Origin of the sequence: Mesorhizobium sp. BR1-1-3 (assembly GCF_020165455.1) — a bacterium.
GTDB classification, from domain to species: domain Bacteria; phylum Pseudomonadota; class Alphaproteobacteria; order Rhizobiales; family Rhizobiaceae; genus Mesorhizobium; species Mesorhizobium ciceri.
Window position 1 is genome coordinate 117,716 of the sequence record NZ_JAIUIC010000015.1, and the last position, 15,281, is coordinate 132,996.

At 63.1% G+C, this 15,281-nt stretch carries 16 protein-coding genes; 9 read left to right on the forward strand and 7 right to left on the reverse strand.

The genetic code is table 11. The features are described 5' to 3' along the window. Positions 1 to 283: 283 nt before the first annotated feature. Together LB559_RS27740 and uxuA are read right to left on the reverse strand one after the other, a co-directional pair. A complete protein-coding gene (locus tag LB559_RS27740; RefSeq protein ID WP_013530313.1) occupies positions 284 to 1,303 on the reverse strand; it encodes an isopenicillin N synthase family dioxygenase in 1,020 nt (339 codons plus the stop codon). 316 nt (positions 1,304 to 1,619) lie between these two features. Next, positions 1,620 to 2,804 carry a mannonate dehydratase gene (gene uxuA, locus LB559_RS27745; protein WP_224675456.1) on the reverse strand — a complete coding sequence of 395 codons (1,185 nt, stop codon included), beginning with the start codon at positions 2,802 to 2,804 and terminating at the stop codon, positions 1,620 to 1,622. 99 nt (positions 2,805 to 2,903) lie between these two features. Between uxuA and LB559_RS27750 the strand changes: the two genes are divergently transcribed. Then, positions 2,904 to 3,689, forward strand: coding sequence for an SDR family NAD(P)-dependent oxidoreductase (locus LB559_RS27750; RefSeq protein ID WP_224675457.1), 786 nt, complete (start codon positions 2,904 to 2,906; stop codon positions 3,687 to 3,689). Between the two features lie 107 nt (positions 3,690 to 3,796). On the opposite strand, the gene LB559_RS27755 is transcribed toward LB559_RS27750, so the two are convergent. Together LB559_RS27755 and LB559_RS27760 are read right to left on the reverse strand one after the other, a co-directional pair. Beyond that, a complete protein-coding gene (locus LB559_RS27755; RefSeq protein ID WP_224675458.1) occupies positions 3,797 to 4,603 on the reverse strand; it encodes an SDR family NAD(P)-dependent oxidoreductase in 807 nt (268 codons plus the stop codon). Beyond that, positions 4,600 to 5,454 (reverse strand): NAD-dependent epimerase/dehydratase family protein, encoded by an 855-nt coding sequence (locus LB559_RS27760; protein ID WP_024502293.1) that lies wholly within the window; start codon positions 5,452 to 5,454, stop codon positions 4,600 to 4,602. Before LB559_RS27760 ends, LB559_RS27755 begins: the two co-directional genes overlap by 4 nt. Positions 5,455 to 5,686: 232 nt before the next feature. Here LB559_RS27760 and LB559_RS27765 point away from each other — a divergent pair, with 232 nt between their 5' ends. From LB559_RS27765 to LB559_RS27775, 3 genes are read left to right on the forward strand one after another with little or no spacing between them, the layout of a single operon-like run. Beyond that, positions 5,687 to 6,331 carry a cysteine hydrolase family protein gene (locus LB559_RS27765; protein ID WP_027162238.1) on the forward strand — a complete coding sequence of 215 codons (645 nt, stop codon included), beginning with the start codon at positions 5,687 to 5,689 and terminating at the stop codon, positions 6,329 to 6,331. Positions 6,332 to 6,379: 48 nt separating this feature from the next. Beyond that, positions 6,380 to 6,931 (forward strand): MarR family winged helix-turn-helix transcriptional regulator, encoded by a 552-nt coding sequence (locus tag LB559_RS27770; protein WP_027162239.1) that lies wholly within the window; start codon positions 6,380 to 6,382, stop codon positions 6,929 to 6,931. Positions 6,932 to 6,975: 44 nt separating this feature from the next. Beyond that, a complete protein-coding gene (locus LB559_RS27775) occupies positions 6,976 to 8,169 on the forward strand; it encodes an amidohydrolase family protein (protein WP_027162240.1) in 1,194 nt (397 codons plus the stop codon). A gap of 41 nt (positions 8,170 to 8,210) precedes the next feature. On the opposite strand, the gene LB559_RS27780 is transcribed toward LB559_RS27775, so the two are convergent. Continuing rightward, entirely contained in the window at positions 8,211 to 8,669 is a 459-nt protein-coding gene (locus LB559_RS27780; RefSeq protein WP_027162241.1) for a MarR family winged helix-turn-helix transcriptional regulator, read from the reverse strand. 62 nt (positions 8,670 to 8,731) lie between these two features. Here LB559_RS27780 and LB559_RS27785 point away from each other — a divergent pair, with 62 nt between their 5' ends. Beyond that, the gene (locus LB559_RS27785) at positions 8,732 to 9,022 is read left to right on the forward strand and encodes a DUF1330 domain-containing protein (protein WP_224675459.1); all 291 of its coding nucleotides are present in this window, start codon (positions 8,732 to 8,734) and stop codon (positions 9,020 to 9,022) included. Between the two features lie 147 nt (positions 9,023 to 9,169). Here LB559_RS27785 and LB559_RS27790 read toward each other — a convergent pair whose 3' ends face one another. Beyond that, a complete protein-coding gene (locus LB559_RS27790) occupies positions 9,170 to 9,754 on the reverse strand; it encodes an amino acid synthesis family protein (protein WP_224675460.1) in 585 nt (194 codons plus the stop codon). Next, positions 9,751 to 10,335 carry an amino acid synthesis family protein gene (locus LB559_RS27795; protein WP_224675461.1) on the reverse strand — a complete coding sequence of 195 codons (585 nt, stop codon included), beginning with the start codon at positions 10,333 to 10,335 and terminating at the stop codon, positions 9,751 to 9,753. Before LB559_RS27795 ends, LB559_RS27790 begins: the two co-directional genes overlap by 4 nt. Before the next feature lie 253 nt (positions 10,336 to 10,588). Between LB559_RS27795 and LB559_RS27800 the strand changes: the two genes are divergently transcribed. From LB559_RS27800 to LB559_RS27815, 4 genes are all read left to right on the forward strand, one after another. Continuing rightward, on the forward strand, positions 10,589 to 11,593 hold the full coding sequence (locus LB559_RS27800; protein ID WP_224675462.1) for a BMP family protein: 1,005 nt from the start codon (positions 10,589 to 10,591) through the stop codon (positions 11,591 to 11,593). 88 nt (positions 11,594 to 11,681) lie between these two features. Beyond that, complete coding sequence (locus tag LB559_RS27805; protein ID WP_224675463.1) at positions 11,682 to 13,259, forward strand: ABC transporter ATP-binding protein; 1,578 nt, start codon at positions 11,682 to 11,684, stop codon at positions 13,257 to 13,259. Then, positions 13,256 to 14,296: an ABC transporter permease gene (locus LB559_RS27810; protein ID WP_224675464.1), complete on the forward strand. Its 1,041-nt coding sequence runs from the start codon at positions 13,256 to 13,258 to the stop codon at positions 14,294 to 14,296. Before LB559_RS27805 ends, LB559_RS27810 begins: the two co-directional genes overlap by 4 nt. Further along, positions 14,284 to 15,270 (forward strand): ABC transporter permease, encoded by a 987-nt coding sequence (locus LB559_RS27815; RefSeq protein ID WP_013530293.1) that lies wholly within the window; start codon positions 14,284 to 14,286, stop codon positions 15,268 to 15,270. Before LB559_RS27810 ends, LB559_RS27815 begins: the two co-directional genes overlap by 13 nt. Positions 15,271 to 15,281: the final 11 nt, after the last annotated feature.

Sequence of the window (15,281 nt, forward strand, 5' to 3'; positions counted from 1 at the left end):
ACTCAGGATCGGACGGTCCGCGCAACTCGGGAAGATATCCTGTTCCTCCACGCCGGCCTTTTGCAGCATAGGTTTTGCGCTGTCCGGGACCAGGACAAAAAATGGCCGGGCTCGAATGCGGCCCGGCCAAAAGAAGGTTTGAACCTTCAGAGGGGAACACCGTCCAGCGGAATGGGAGGAAACCGCTAAACGATTTTACCTTTTTGCGCCTATCTCGAAGCCTTGGCGACGAATGGCATTCCAAAAAACATATGAAACGGCGAAAATTCGTGCAGAGCTGAGCTCACGAGCCCGCCGCTCCGGCCTGGAGAAGATCGGCATAGTGGCGGCGCGCCACGTCGGGATGTGAACGCAGTCGGCTTTTGAGCACATTGGTGCCGACATCGCGGAACAACGGATTGTCCGGATCGCTTGCCGGCCCGCGCGCTTCGGCCGCCAATTCCTCGGGCAGGGTCAGAAGCGGTATGGTCGCGTCCAGCCGCGCACTGAAGAAGAAGGGAACGGAGATCCGCTCGACGCCGGCAGGCGGCGTCACGACGCGGTGAACGGTGGCACGCAAATACCCATTCGATGCCAGTTCGAGCAGTTCGCCAATGTTGACGACCAGCGTTCCAGGGAGCGGATCCACATTCACCCAGCTTCCGTCATATTCGACCTGCAGGCCCTTGTTGTCGTCCTGCAGCAGCAGGGTGAGGAAACCGCCATCCTTGTGCGCGCCGACGCCCTGGTCGCCTTCGGTCGCGTCACGGCCGGGATAACGGACGATCTTCATGCGATGGTTGGGCGAGTCCCGATAGATCGCGTCGAAGGCGTCCTCGGGCTGATCGAGCGATAGTGCGAAGGCTTTCAGCAGCCGAATGGCCACCGCGGTCGCCTTGGCCTGCCATGCAAGCAGTGCCGGCTTGAGCTCCGGCAGTGCAGACGGCCACTGGTTCGGCCCCTGCAGCCGTGTCCACGGTGCAATTCCAGGTCCCTGCGCTATGGGCTGGCGCTCGACGCCGATGTCGAGTTGCTCACGCCAGTCGGCCGCGCCCTTGGTCAGTTCGCCGCCGGCGCGGGTGTAGCCGCGGAACTGCTGGGACTTGACCATTTCGATGGCCAGCTTGTCGGCCTCCGGCAACGCGAAGAACCGTCGCGAGGCATCGAGCACGTCGTCGATCTCCGGGGCGGAAATTCCGTGGCCGCTGAGATAGAAGAAGCCAACGTCCCGGGCTGCCGTACGCAGGTCCAGGAGAAAGGTACGATACTCGGACGCACCTTGTTCGAGGCGGCTCAGGTCAAGCACCGGCACAATTCTGGGCATGGTCAGCTTCCTTCTTTTCTCTGCCCTGGCTTAGGAGAAGTAGAAGCGACCACCGGCAAGAGCTTCGAGCATGAATGCATCTCAAAGTGACACGCAAGGCGTGCCGATCAAAGCAACAGGAAGTCCAATCCGGGCCGGATGGAAGAACGTCAGCGCTGCATATTATGACCTGTCGGCAAATAATTTCCCGACAAGTGCTTTACCCGCCATGCCTCTCGTGGACCGCACTTTCCAGTGCGACAGCGTATAAGTCGCAGCGGAAGCGCAATCGCGCGTGATCGTCTGTAAATCCCGCCAGCCGACCGGCAGGACGGCTTCAAGCCAGCTCGAACCGCTCGATGGCGCGCATGATGCCGCGCAGTTCGGCGAGGCCCTTCAGCCGGCCGATCAGCGAATAGCCGGGGTTGATCCTGGTCTTGCCGATGTCGTCGGCAAGCAGATGGCCATGGTCTGGTCGCATCGGAATGCGCCAGTCGGCACGGCCTTCCCTGCGACGGCGCGCCTCTTCCTGCATCAGAGCGAGGATAACATGCGCCATGTCGGTGCCGCCTTCGAGATGCTCGGCTTCGTAGAACGAGCCGTCATCCTCGATGGTGATGTTGCGGAGGTGGACAAAGTGGATGCGGTCGGCGAATTCCTTGACCATGGCGACGATGTCATTGTCGGCGCGCGTGCCATAAGAGCCGGTGCAGAACGTCAGGCCGTTGGCGGGGCTGTCGACGGCGTTAAGGATGAAACGCGCATCCTCGGCTGTCGAAACGATGCGTGGCAAGCCATAGAGCGAGAAGGGCGGGTCGTCGGGATGGATGCACATGAGCACCCCCTCCTCTTCGGCCACCGGAATGATCTCGCGCAGGAACCAGGCAAGGTTTTGGCGCAGCTCCTTTGGTCCGATCGCATCGTAGTCCGCCAGGGCCTCGCGAAAACTGTCCCTGTCATAGCTGCGCTCGGTCGCCGGCAGGCCGGCGATCAGGTTGCGTTCGATCCTGTCGATCGCTTCGCTGCTCAATTCCTTCAGCCGCGCTTCCGCTTCGGCGATACGGGCAGCGGTATAGCCGGCTTCGGCATTGACGCGCTTCAGCACGAACAGGTCGTAGGCTGCGAAATCGATGGCGTCGAAACGCAGCGCATAGCCCGTCGTCGGCAGCCGATAGGCGAGATCCGTGCGGGTCCAGTCGACCACCGGCATGAAATTGTAGCAGACCGTCGCAATGCCGGCCTTGGCGAGCGCGCGGATTGAGTCGCGATAGTAGCCGGCGTAGCGCTCGCGTTCCGGCGCGCCGATCTTGAAGGAGTTGTGGACCGGAATGCTCTCGACCACCGACCATGTCAGGCCGGCGGCCTCGATGACACGCTTGCGCTCCAGAATGCTCTCGAGCGGCCAGGCGCGCCCGTCATAGATATCGTGCAAGGCGCTCACCACGCCGGTCGCACCGGCCTGCCTGACATGATCGAGCGTTACCGGGTCGTTTGGTCCATACCAGCGCCAGCACTGTTCCATTGCCGCTTCCTTCTGCGAGAGGATGGCAACCTATTGTTGGACCACAATGGGTGTCAAACTAGGAACCGGTTTCGGACAGCGAATGAAGGAGTTTTCCCAATGAAGGATTTCGACGGCAAGGTTGCCTTGGTGACGGGGACGACCGGGATTGGCCTCGCAACCGCCAGACGCCTCGCTGCAGGGGGCGCCGCGATCATCGCCTGCGGCATCGACCGCGCGGCCAACGCTCTACTGAAAGCGGAACTGGAAAGCTCCGCAGCCGGGGCGCTGGTGATAGGCGCCGACGTCTCCGTGCCCGATCAGGTTCGCGACGCGGTCGCGGCCGGCGTGGAGCGGTTCGGCGGCCTCGATATCGTCGTCAATTCGGCGGCGGTGCATCCGTACGGAACCGCCGTCAGCACCGATTTCGAGACCTGGAACAAGGCGATGTCGGTCAATGTCGGGTCGATCTATCTGACCGCGCATTTCGGCATCCCGGAAATGGTCCGCAGGGGCGGCGGCGCCATCGTCAACGTCGCTTCGGTGCAGGGCTTTGCCTGCCAGCAAAACGTCGCCGCCTATGCCACCACCAAGGGCGCCATCCACACGCTGACGCGTGCCCTGGCCCTGGACCATGCGTGCTCCGGCATCCGCGTCAATTCCGTCAGCCCCGGCTCGATCCGCACTCCGATCCTGGAGAAGGCCGCCCGCGGCGAGAACGGCACGGACGCCGATGTCGAGGCCGCCTACAAGCGCTTCGGCGAAGCGCACCCCATCGGGCGCATCGGCGAGCCGGAGGAGGTGGCCGAACTTATCGCTTTCCTGTGTTCGTCGAAGGCCGGCTTCTGCACTGGCGCGGACTACAAGATCGATGGCGGCCTGACCGCCGGCATCGGCGTGAAGTAGATCGCGAATGGGGCTTGGCCTTTAGCGGGAGCGGCCGGCATCCGACAATTGGTTTGCCGAATTCTTGCAGATCAATGCTCAAGCAAATCGAGCAGCGAAATTGAGCTTTAGCGAAATTTCGGAAACGCACCGCCATCAGGGGCGTTGGCCCAGCTCTGCAAGGTCTGGCCGCCGTCGATCAGCCAATCCACGCCCGTGACGTGCCTCGCCTCGTCCGAGGCCAGGAAAGCCACGGCGGCCGCGACATCGTCCGGCTGGCCGATGCGGCGCAATGGAATGCGGTCGGCGAAATGCTGGACGCTGCTCTTGAATTCGCCGTCACCGGAAGCCGGCACGCCAAGCGTCGTCTCGATCACGCCGGGGCAAATGGCATTGACGCGTATGCCGTAGGGCGCGGCATCGAGCGCTGCAACCCGCGTCAGGCCGACCACGCCGTGTTTGGAAGCGACATAGCCGGCACCGCCCGAAAGGACGTCCCAACCGGCCATGGATGAGCCCATGTTGACGATCGAGCCACCGGTCCCCGCCTTGATCATCGCCCGAAGCGATGCCTGCAGGACGAGGAAGATACCGCGCAGATTGATACGGATGGTCGTATCCCAGTCCTCGACCGGCAGGTCGTGAACGGGAGCGACGACGCCGGAAATGCCGGCATTGTTGAACACCACGTCGAGGCCGCCGAACGTCTCGACGGTCGCCTCGACGGCGCGCCGCACATCCGCTTCATCGCTGACGTCGGCTTCGATGGCAAGGGCGTTTTCACCCAGTGAGCGAGCCAGTTGCTGCGCCGCCGCGCCATTGCGATCGACAATGGCGACGCGCGCGCCTTCGTCAAGGAAACGCCGCACCGCCGCGCCGCCGATCGCGCCGGCGCCGCCAGTGACAAGGATCTTCTTCTGGTCGAATCGTTTCATCCCCCGGTCTCCGGCTTTGGATAGGAACGCCATGAATATTGTGGTTCGAAGCCGATCGTTTCGCGCGCATGGACCGTGTCGAGCACGGCGCCAAAGCCGGCGATCGGCCGCGATAGAGCGACATCGGGATAGACCCGGCGCACGAGCGCTTCGGTTTCCTCTTCCATGAAGGTGTCGGCGGCGCTGAGCAGGACGCGCAGATGGCCGTCGCCTTGCCATTCAAGCGCCCGCAGGAAGCCCTGCCCGGCGTCGCGCGCGTCGAGATAGGCCCACAGGTCGCGGGCACTGTCGGCCGTGGCGCGGCGCGGCCCGACGCCCTCGAAAAATGAACCCGGCGTCTGGATCCACGGCATGCGGATACTGACCGCCGAAAAGGCGCCGCGGCGCACCGCCGCGTCGACGATTTCCTCGCCCAGCCATTTCGACAGGCCGTACGGATCCTGCGCGCCGACCGGGTGGTCCAGGTCGACCGGCAGATAGGGCGGTCGCACAGGTTTTTCGAAAAAGGGATAGCCGAAGACGCTGAAGGATGAGGCATAGATGAAGCGCCTGGCGCCGGCCATGGCGGCTGCCTCGACCACATTGTAGGCGGTCGCGATGTTGGTCTTGAACACCTCGCCGCCGGCCCGGCCGGTCGGCCGCGGAATGGCCGCGACATGCACAACGGCATCGCAATCGCGCACCAGCTGCAGTGTCGATCCCAGATCGGTCAAATCGGCGGTTGCGTGGCGCCATGCGACCTCACCCGGCACCACGGCGTCGACACCAAGCACATCGTGGCCGGCCGCAACCAGAGCCTCGGCCACATGGCGGCCAAGCAGGCCGCTGGCTCCGGTGACGATGGTTTTCATATCTCGGCCTCGGCTCCGCAATTCAGCGGCTTGAATATCATTGATGGTCATACAAATCGAGCACATGCCTGACAAGCGTTGTCAAGGCCATTTCGCGATGGGCAAATAGCGCATACGCTTGTCGGAGCGCGGTGCGCAAGGCCGACCAGCACGCTTTGCGTCGAACGGGATTGACTTGGCATCCACTAGGGTTTTTTGTATGAGCATCAACGATCGGTCAAAGGAGCTCGCCATGCCCGTGGACAGTTTTTCCTCACATCGGCACGATGATGCGGTGCGCCTCGATCCACGCCGTGCAGCCGTTATCGTCATCGATATGGTCAATGAGTTCTGCAAGCCCGGCGGGGCCATGGTCCTGCCTGGGTACGAGACGCTGGTCGCGCCGCAACTGGCCGTGATCGAGGCCGCGCGCGCCGCCGGCGTGCCGGTGATCTGGGTCCATGACAGCCACCGGCCGGGCATGCGACGCGAGCGCGAATGGCTGAAGCGCACACCGCATTGCCTGGATGGAAGCTGGGGGCCGGAGATCATCGAGGATCTCGGCGCCCGCGCTGATGAGATCCATGTCATCAAGCGGCGCTACTCGGCCTTCTTTCAAACCGACCTCGACCTGACGCTGAAAGACATGCAGGTCGACCAGTTGGTCATTTTCGGCGTGGTCACCAACATCTGCGTGCGCTCGACCGTCCATGACGCCTTTTTTCAGGGCTATGAGGTGGTGGTGCCAAGCGATTGCTGCGCAGCGACGGGACCGCGCGAGCAGGAAAGCTCGCTCTACGACATAGCGACCCATTTCGGCGTGGTCAGCGATTCGGCTGATGTCGTCGCAGCCCTCCGCGACGGGACGTCGCTTCAACCAGCGGAGGTCGCGGCTTGAGCTTTTCCAAACCGGCGACATCCGAGACAGCGGCGATAGGAGTCCGGTGTGACGACTGAAAAGAAACCGCAATCCGAAAAAGGCGCGACCTCGAAAACGCCGAGCGGCGATGCACCCCCGAGCCGCGAGCAAGTGCTGCAGCAATACGCCGAGACCGGCTATGAACTGGACCGTCACCCGGCGCACGTCATCCGCCGGGCGCATCAGCGCGCGACACTGCGCTTCCAGCAGGTCATGGCCGGCGAAGACCTTTCGCCAACGCAATTCGCGGCGCTCGCCACGATCCTCAAGCATGGCGAAGTCTCGCAGAACCATCTCGGCCGGTTGACGGCGATGGACCCGTCGACCATCAGCATCGTCATGCGTAAACTGCTCAAACACGGGCTGATCACGCGCAGCGCCTCCGAAACCGACCAACGCCTGACGATGATCGCGCTGACCAGCAAAGGGACCGACTATACGCTGGAGCGCCTCGAACGCAGCGTCGAGGTCGGGCGGCGGTTCCTGTCGCCGCTCTCCCCGGCTGAGCAGGCGACGCTGCTTCGCCTGCTCCAGCGCATCAATGACGACGACCCATCGAATGGCGACGGCGGCAAATAAGCCTCGTCCAGTCCTTTTTTCCATAACAGCAAAAGTGAGAACCGATGTCGTCCGACCTCCAGTCGTCTGCCAACACGCTCGTCGTCCGCAATATCGGTCTCATGCTGAGCGGCGATCTCGCACAACCGATCATCGACGCCGACACCATCGTCGTGAGCGATGGACGCATATCAGGCATTGGCAAGGCAGGCGACATTGATGGCGGCAGCGCGGCGACGATCATCGATGCGATGGGCTGTGCGGTCGCGCCGGGTCTTATCGACAACCACGCCCATCCGGTGGCCGGCGACTGGACGCCCCGGCAGAACCAGATCGGCTGGATGGATTCGACCGTGCATGGCGGCGTCACCACGATCATTTCGGCTGGCGAGGTCCACACACCGGGCCGACCGCGCGATCTTGTCGGGCTGAAGGCGTTGGCGATCGCGGCGCAGCGCACCTTCTCCAACTTCCGTCCGAACGGCATGAAGATCCTGGCCGGGGCACCGATCCTGGAACCCGGCCTTACCGAGGAAGACTTCCGCAGTCTCGCCGAGGCCGGCGTGACGCTTGTCGGCGAGGTCGGGCTTGGCGGCGTCAAGGATGGGCCGACCGGCCGGAAGATGATCGCCTGGGCGCGCAAATACGGCATGACCTCGATGACCCACACAGGCGGCCCGTCGCTGCCCGGCTCCGGCCGCATCGGCGCGGATGTCGTGCTGGAGGTCGACGCCGACATCGTCGCCCACGTCAATGGCGGGCCAACCGCCCTGCCCGACGCGGAAATACGGCAGATCTGCGAGAAGGGTTCGAGGGCGCTTGAAATCGTCCACAACGGCAATCTGCGCACCGGACTGTTCGTGCTCGACCTGGCAAGGCAGCGCGGCGAACTTTCGCGCGTCATCCTGGGCACCGACAGCCCGGCCGGATCCGGCGTGCAGCCGCTCGGTATCCTGCGGACCCTGACCATGCTGGCTTCGCTTGGCGGTATTGCGCCGGAAGTGGCGTTCTGTTTTGCCAGCGGCAACACGGTGCGCGTGCGCGGACTGGACGATCGCGGTTTGATCGAGGTCGGTCGCGCCGCCGACCTGATCTTCATGGATCAGGCGATCGGCGGCGCCGGCGACGGGCTGCTCGACAGCGTGGCGCTCGGCAATCTTCCAGGCATTGGAATGGTCGTCATCGACGGCGTGGTGCGGACCGGCCGGAGCCGCAACACCCCGCCGGCGATGCGGGTGCCGGAAATCGTCCCCAGTTGACGACGTTCAGGGTATGTTGAGGTTCAGGTCGCGACGAGCCGTTATATGCGCGAAGTTTTTGCTGCCTCGGCCAGCTCGGCCATCAGCTTGCTAGCGGAACGCAGTTTTTCTTTGCCCAAGCGACTGGACAGTTCCGCTTTAGCCAAGTTCCACAACGGGAGCGCATCGACGACAAGCTTGCGCCCAGATATCGTTAGGCCAATCTGCTTTCCCAAGCGGCCGCGTCCGCCCTTTGAATGAACCAAAAGTTGCCCTTCCAAGTTCTGAAGATTTCGGCTCAGGGTCGTCGGGTCGACTCCCGCGCTGTTCGCAAGATCGACGAGTGTCGTTCCCTCAACCGCTCCGATGCCCACGAGGAGGCTGAACTGCTCGGCCGTCAGCCCGAGCGGTTTGAAGCAGGCGTTGTAATAGCGCGTGACCGCACGCGCCGTCGCACGAGCCTGAAAGCCCGGACACTCCGCCGCGACGCCTTTCAACGTTTCCGGATCAAAACCGCTCACGTCCGCCCTCTAGACAATTTCATCCTCGGATAATAGTGTATATGCATTATTAGGAGAATTCCATGCCAGCGTACGTGCATATCAATCTGCGCATCATCGACGCCGCCAAACAGGCGGCTGTCGCTCCGCGCTTTCAAGCGGCTCTGCAAGAGGCCGGCGGGCGCATCTTACATTTCGGCCCTGTTGCGCAGGTTCTTGAGGGCGAGGACGTGCCGCTCCCGATGGCCGGCGTATTTGAATTTGCAACCCTCGCCCAAGCGCTGGCGTTCTACAATTCCGAGAGATACGCGCCGATCAAGGCCGAGCGTCGGGAAGCCCAAGAGGCACGGATGTTCATAGTCGAAACCGGCTGAACTCCGGTTCTATTTCTTCGACTTTTTTGTGTGTCGCAAATATCTTTATTTCTCAGAACCGGAGCGCAGCGTACTTTCGGGTACGCGAGCACGGGAAGCGCAGGAAATCAACGTTTGCAGGCCGGCATCGCCTGAATGTCGGTTATCCTAGCTGACGCCGTCCTTGCCGACGACCTTGTCTTTGGTCAGTCCGCCGACGCGCGGGTGCGGCCTGCCGGAATCGGTGACGGCGATAGCGACGACGATCTCGTCGGCACGCGGTGCGTCGGGAACACGAACCTCCATGCCGTCGAAATGGCTGCGCACCCGCGCCGCGTCCTTGTGGCCGAGCGGAATATCGAGCGGCACGCCGAGGCCGCCGCGCTTCTTCGATGAGGGAATGAGCGCGGCGCCCTTGCCGAGCACATCGCGGAACGGGGCGCCGAGCTTTGGATGAAGGATGGCGGCGGCATGTTCGAGCTCGCCATCGGCGCCGACGGCGGCCGCCTTGCCGAAGCTCTCGACCCGGTTGCCGGCAATGCCCAGAGCAGCGACGGCGCGCTTGGGCAAGATTTCGCCCAACGCTTCGCCGACGGCGCTGAGTGCCGACAGATCCTCGACGTAGGTACCCGCATAGGGGTTGCGGATGACCGCAATGGCTGCGGCACGCCGCGTCGGCGGATCGACGGGCCGCCCGCCTTCGATCCGGGTTTCCTCGACGATGGTGATGATACGGCGGATTTCCGGGCTCATCGCAGTCCGTCCTCACCCTTGATGTCGGCGGCGGCACGGCCGCCGACCCGTGCATGAACGCGTGCGCCGGTGGTCATCGCCAGGATGACCGCCATTTCATCGCTGCGCGGCGCATCGGCAATGCCGATCTCGATTGCATCGAAATGGCTGCGCACATAGGAGGCGTTTATGTGCGTGATCGGGATGTCGATGCGCGTTCCGGGGCCGCCGACTTTCTTGGTCGAAGGCACGATCGCCTTGGCATTGCCGAGCAGTTCGCGCATCGCGTAGCCGCCCGGATTGTGCCAGAGCGCGCCATGTTCAAGCTCGCCGGCGGCGCCGACTATGGCACCCTTGCCATAACCTTCGATGGCCTGGCCGCCCTCACCAATGGAGTCGATCAGGCGCCGAGCCATATCGAGACCGAGCGGCTTCAGGTCTTCCATGAAGCCGGTGATCTCTTCGACATAGCGTCCGGCAAAAGGGTTGGCGATGACCGCGACGATCGCGCCTCGCTTGAGCGGACGTGCCGCGTGGGGTCCGCCCTCATGGAATATCTCTTCGATCTGAACCAGAAATTTCCTGACCACCACAGCCGGCATTGTTCTCTTCCTTCATCCCGTCGTTCATAAAACTCGTTAGAGTATCAACAATTATGCCTATCGACATTTGTCAAGCACAGACGTCGGGCAAGCGGGCGAAGGGCCAAGAAAACTGCATCGGATGACGATTGACAGCCTGTTAAGCCGCTCCTAAACTCATATGACCATCAACGAACTCGCCGTTGTTCCGGCGATGTGTGGGGGATGGTCAAAGCGTGGCTTCAAAAGCTGAAAAAAGCTGAAGGGGAATGACATGAAAAGGGCGCTCAAGAGTTTATTCCTGGCCGGCACGATGCTTGCCATTTCGTTCGGACCGGCCGCCGCACAGGCCAAGGTTTCCGTGGCCGCCATCTCGGGATACTTTGCACAGGGTTTTGGCGTTTCGATCGTCAACGGCCTCAACAAGGCCAAGACCGATTTCGGCATCGATCTCAAGCTGGTCGACACCGGCAATCGCGCGCTCGACTACCAGCAGCAGTTCGAGAATCTTGCCAAGGGCAAACAGTACGACCTGATCTTCGTGATGGGCTGGGAGCTGGTGGACTCGCTGCAAAAGGTCAGCGCCGAATATCCTGACCAACGCTTCGTGTTCATCGATGGCGTCCTCGACAACCCCAAGATGATCTACGCCAATTTCGCCGAGGAGCAGGGATCCTTCGTCGCCGGCGCGCTTGCTGGCATGATCGAAGCCAAGGGCACCGCCTTCGACAAGATCGGCGACGGCAGGGCCATCGGCTTTGTCGGCGGCCGCGATATCCCGGTGATCCGCAACTTCCTGGGCGGCTACGAGCAAGGCGCCAAATATGCCGCGCCCGACGTCAAGGTGAACTCCGTCTTCGCCGGAACCTTCGACGACCCGGCCAAGGGAAGCGAACTTGCCCAGGCGCTTTACGGCCAAGGCTCCGACATTGTCTACAACGTCGCCGGCCCGACGGGTGAAGGCGTGATGCAGGCAAGTGCCGCGGTCGACAAATATTCGATCGGCGTCGACATCGACATGTGCGGCTCGGCCCCCGGAAATGTGCTCGCCAGCATGCTGAAGCGCGGCGACATCGCCGTCTATACGCTGATCAAGGACGAGGTCGAGGGCCGCAAGATCACCGCCGGCACCCGCACTTTCGACCTCGCCTCGGGCGGTGTCGAGGTCAAGGTCTGCGATGACATCGCCGCCAAGATCCCGGCAGAGATGACCGCCAAGCTCGACGAGATCAAAAAGGGCATCGTCGACGGCAAGATCGTGATCGCCAAGGCGAAATAAGCCAACACCAGCGCCTCCCTCCCAAGAAAGCGCTAGACTGATCCGCCGCGGCTTGCCGCGGCGGATCAGTGTCCAATCTGCGAGAGCCATGTTGTCGAACACGCCGGGGTCGCCGACCCTCCACAGCAATGCCGCGATGGCCGTCGAGTTGACCGGCATCACCAAGCGTTTTGGCGCATTCGTCGCCAATGACGGCATCGACCTTGCGGTCCGCCGCGGCGAGATCCACGCCATCATCGGCGAGAACGGTGCCGGCAAGACGACGCTGATGAACATCCTGTTCGGCCTCTTGCAGCCGGACGAAGGCTCGATCCGGCTGAACGGTGAAGAGATCGTGATCGCCGATCCGTCCGTCGCGATAAAGGCCGGCCTCGGCATGGTTCACCAGCATTTCAAGCTGGTTCCCTCGCTTTCGGTTGCCGACAACGTCTTTCTCGGCATGGAAATCCGTCGCCATGGACTGATCGACCACGCCGCGCAGGTGGCGCGAACGCGCGACCTGTCGAAGCGCTTCGGCCTGCAGGTCGATCCGACCGAGCGCGTCGGGCTGCTCTCGGTCGGCATAGAGCAACGCATCGAAATCCTGAAGGTCCTGGTGCGCGGCGCGCGCACCATCATCCTCGACGAACCGACCGCGGTGCTGACGCCGCGGGAAAGCCGCGAACTGTTCCAGACGCTGCGCAGCTTCGTGGCCGAGGGCATGACGGTGATCTTCATTTCGCATCACCTGGAAGAAGTGATGGAAGTGTCCGACACGGTGACGGTGCTGCGCAACGGCAGGAAGGTGGCGACCCGGCCGACGGCCGAGCTCAGCAAGGACGAGTTGGTGCACATGATGGTCGGCCGCGAGGTGAGCTTCGACCGCCGGCCGCGCGCTTCGCTGCACGGCGACGTAGTGCTCGAAGTGAAGGATCTGTGGGCGCGCGACGATCGCCTGCTGCCGGCCCTTCGCGATGCCAGTTTCACGGTCCGCTCCGGCGAGGTGGTGGGGATCGCGGGTGTGGCCGGCAATGGACAGACGGAGCTGGCGGAAGTACTTTCGGGCCTGCGGCCGGCAAGCCATGGCGGGGCCTGGCTGAAGGGCCAGAATCTCACCGATCTCTCGCCCGCCGCGATCCGCCAGGCCGGCCTCGCCCATGTTCCAGGCGACCGCATGGTACGCGGGGTCGATCGCAACGCTTCGATAGCGGCCAACACCCTGATGGGCCGCCAGCATCGCGCACCATGGAGTCGTGGCGGCATGCTCAACTGGAATGCCATAAATCAAAACGCCGAAACGCTGATCAAGAGCTTCGATATTCGCGCGCGCGGACCGAGCGATGCGGTCAAGCGGCTTTCGGGCGGAAACATCCAGAAGGTCGTTCTGGCACGCGAATTCACCAATGGCGCCGATTTCCTGCTGATCGACCAGCCGACGCGCGGCGTCGACATCGGCGCCCAGGAGGCCATTCATGACGAGATCATGCGCCAGCGCGCCGCCGGCCGCGCGATCCTGCTGATTTCCGTGCAACTCGACGAACTGGCCGCCCTTGCCGACCGCATCCTGGTGATGTTCAACGGACGGATCATGGGCGAGGTCTCTGGCGATGATGCCGACGAGGAGCGCATCGGCATGATGATGGCAGGCGTGGCCGCACCGGAATTCGCCGTGGAGACCGCATCATGAAAGACCATTTGCATGCCGTTTCCGGCCAGGTCATCGCCATCGGCGTGGCACTGCTGATGGGCGCGATCATCATCCTCATGGTCGGCGAAAGCCCGGTGCGTGTGTTCATGACACTGTTGCGCGGCGCCTTCGGCGATCAGGAGAAGATTGCCGGGACCTTGCTGCAGACGACGCCGATCCTGATCTGCGGTGTCGCTGCCTGCATCGGCTTGCGCGGCGGCATGTTCAACGTCGGCATCGAGGGCCAGCTGTTCCTCGGCGGCTTCGCCGCCGCCTGGGTCGGCTTTGCCATGCCCCTGCCCGCGGGCATCCACACGCTGGCAGCATTGGCGCTGGCGGTCGTGGCAGGCGCGGCCTGGGTCGCCATCCCCGCCTATTTCCGCGCCCGCTACAACACCAACGAGGTCGTCTCGACGATCCTGTCGAACTACGTGGCGGTGCTGCTCACATCCTACTTCACCATCTTCCTGTTCAAGCGGCCGGGCGGCTGGTCGGAGACGCCGCCGATCCTGGCGACATCCTATCTGCCGGAGATCTTCGCCTTCTCGCGGTTGAACTGGGGCCTGGTCATTGGCCTGGTGCTGGCGGTCGGCGCGGCCTTTGTCTTCCGCTACACCAAATGGGGTTACGGCGTCACGATGGTCGGCTCGGCGCCGAAATTCGCCGAATATGGCGGCATCAACGTGAAACGGCAGGGCTTCCTGGTCCTGCTGCTTTCGGGGGCCGTCGGCGGGCTGGCCGGCGGTGTCGAGACGCTCGGCGTCCACCACCGCTTCATGGAAGGATTTGCTCCCGGTTTCGGCTTCGACGGGCTGATCGCCGCCCTGCTCGCCAATGGCTCGCCGGTCGCCACCATCTTCACCGCACTGTTCTTCGGTGCCCTGCGCAACGGATCGCTGCTGCTCGAGGTCGACACCAGCGCGTCGCGCGAAATCATCACCGTGATCCAGGCGCTGATCATCCTCAGCGTGTCGGCCCAGGTGCTGGTGAGAAAGCGCGGCGACAGCCAGGCAGGGGAGCGGCGATGGAAATTCTAGACAAGCTCATCAACGTCGCGCTGATCGCTGCGACGCTTCGCACCACCGCGCCCATCCTTCTGGTCGCGCTTGGCGGCTCGTTCACCACCAAGGCCGGCATCTTCAACATCGGCCTCGAGGGGCAGATGCTGGTCGGCGCCTTCTTCGCCGTCCTTGGTTCGATCTGGACAGGTTCCGCACTGGCGGGCGTCGCCTGCGGCGTTGCGGCGGCGCTCGTCTTCGCCCTGGTTTTTGCTGTCCTGGTGGTGAGCTTCAAAGCCAATGAAGTGGTCGTCGGGCTGGCGCTCAACATCCTGGCCGGCGGCATGACGATCTCGCTGATGAAAGCGATCTTCGGCACGCGCGGTTCGATCGTCGGTCACGGCATCGTCGGCCTGCCGAAAGTCCAGCTGCCCGGCGCCCGCGACCTTCTCGGCTCCTGGGCGCCGCTGATCTCCGGTTTCACGCCGCTCGTCTATGCCGCCTTCATCGCCGTGCCGCTGCTGGTCGTCTGCTACAACCGGACGCGGCTCGGCCTCTATATCCGCGTCGTCGGCGAAAAGCCGGAAGCCGCCGAGGCGCTTGGCATCTCGATCACCCGCGTCCGCTACATCGCATCCCTGCTGTGCGGATTGCTGGCGGGCCTCGCCGGCGCGCATCTGTCCCTCGGCTACATCACCATGTTCACCGAAAACATGTCGTCGGGCCGTGGTTTCATGGCGGTGGCGATCCTGATCTTTTCCAACGGCGATCCGCTGAAGGTGCTGGCCGGCTGCCTGCTGTTCGGCTTCGCCGATGCCTTTTCGTTGCGCCTGCAGACGTTTGGCTATCCGTCCTACCTGGTTCTCACCGTCCCCTATGTCGTTGCGCTGATCGCATTGTTCGCGCTGTCCTACCGGGCGCGCCCGAGGATCATCGCGGAGACGCTGGAATCGATGCGGAAGCTGCTGTCGGTAGACAGGAACACTGAACCCGGCGGCAAAAATCCCCAGTGAAGGAAGCCTTT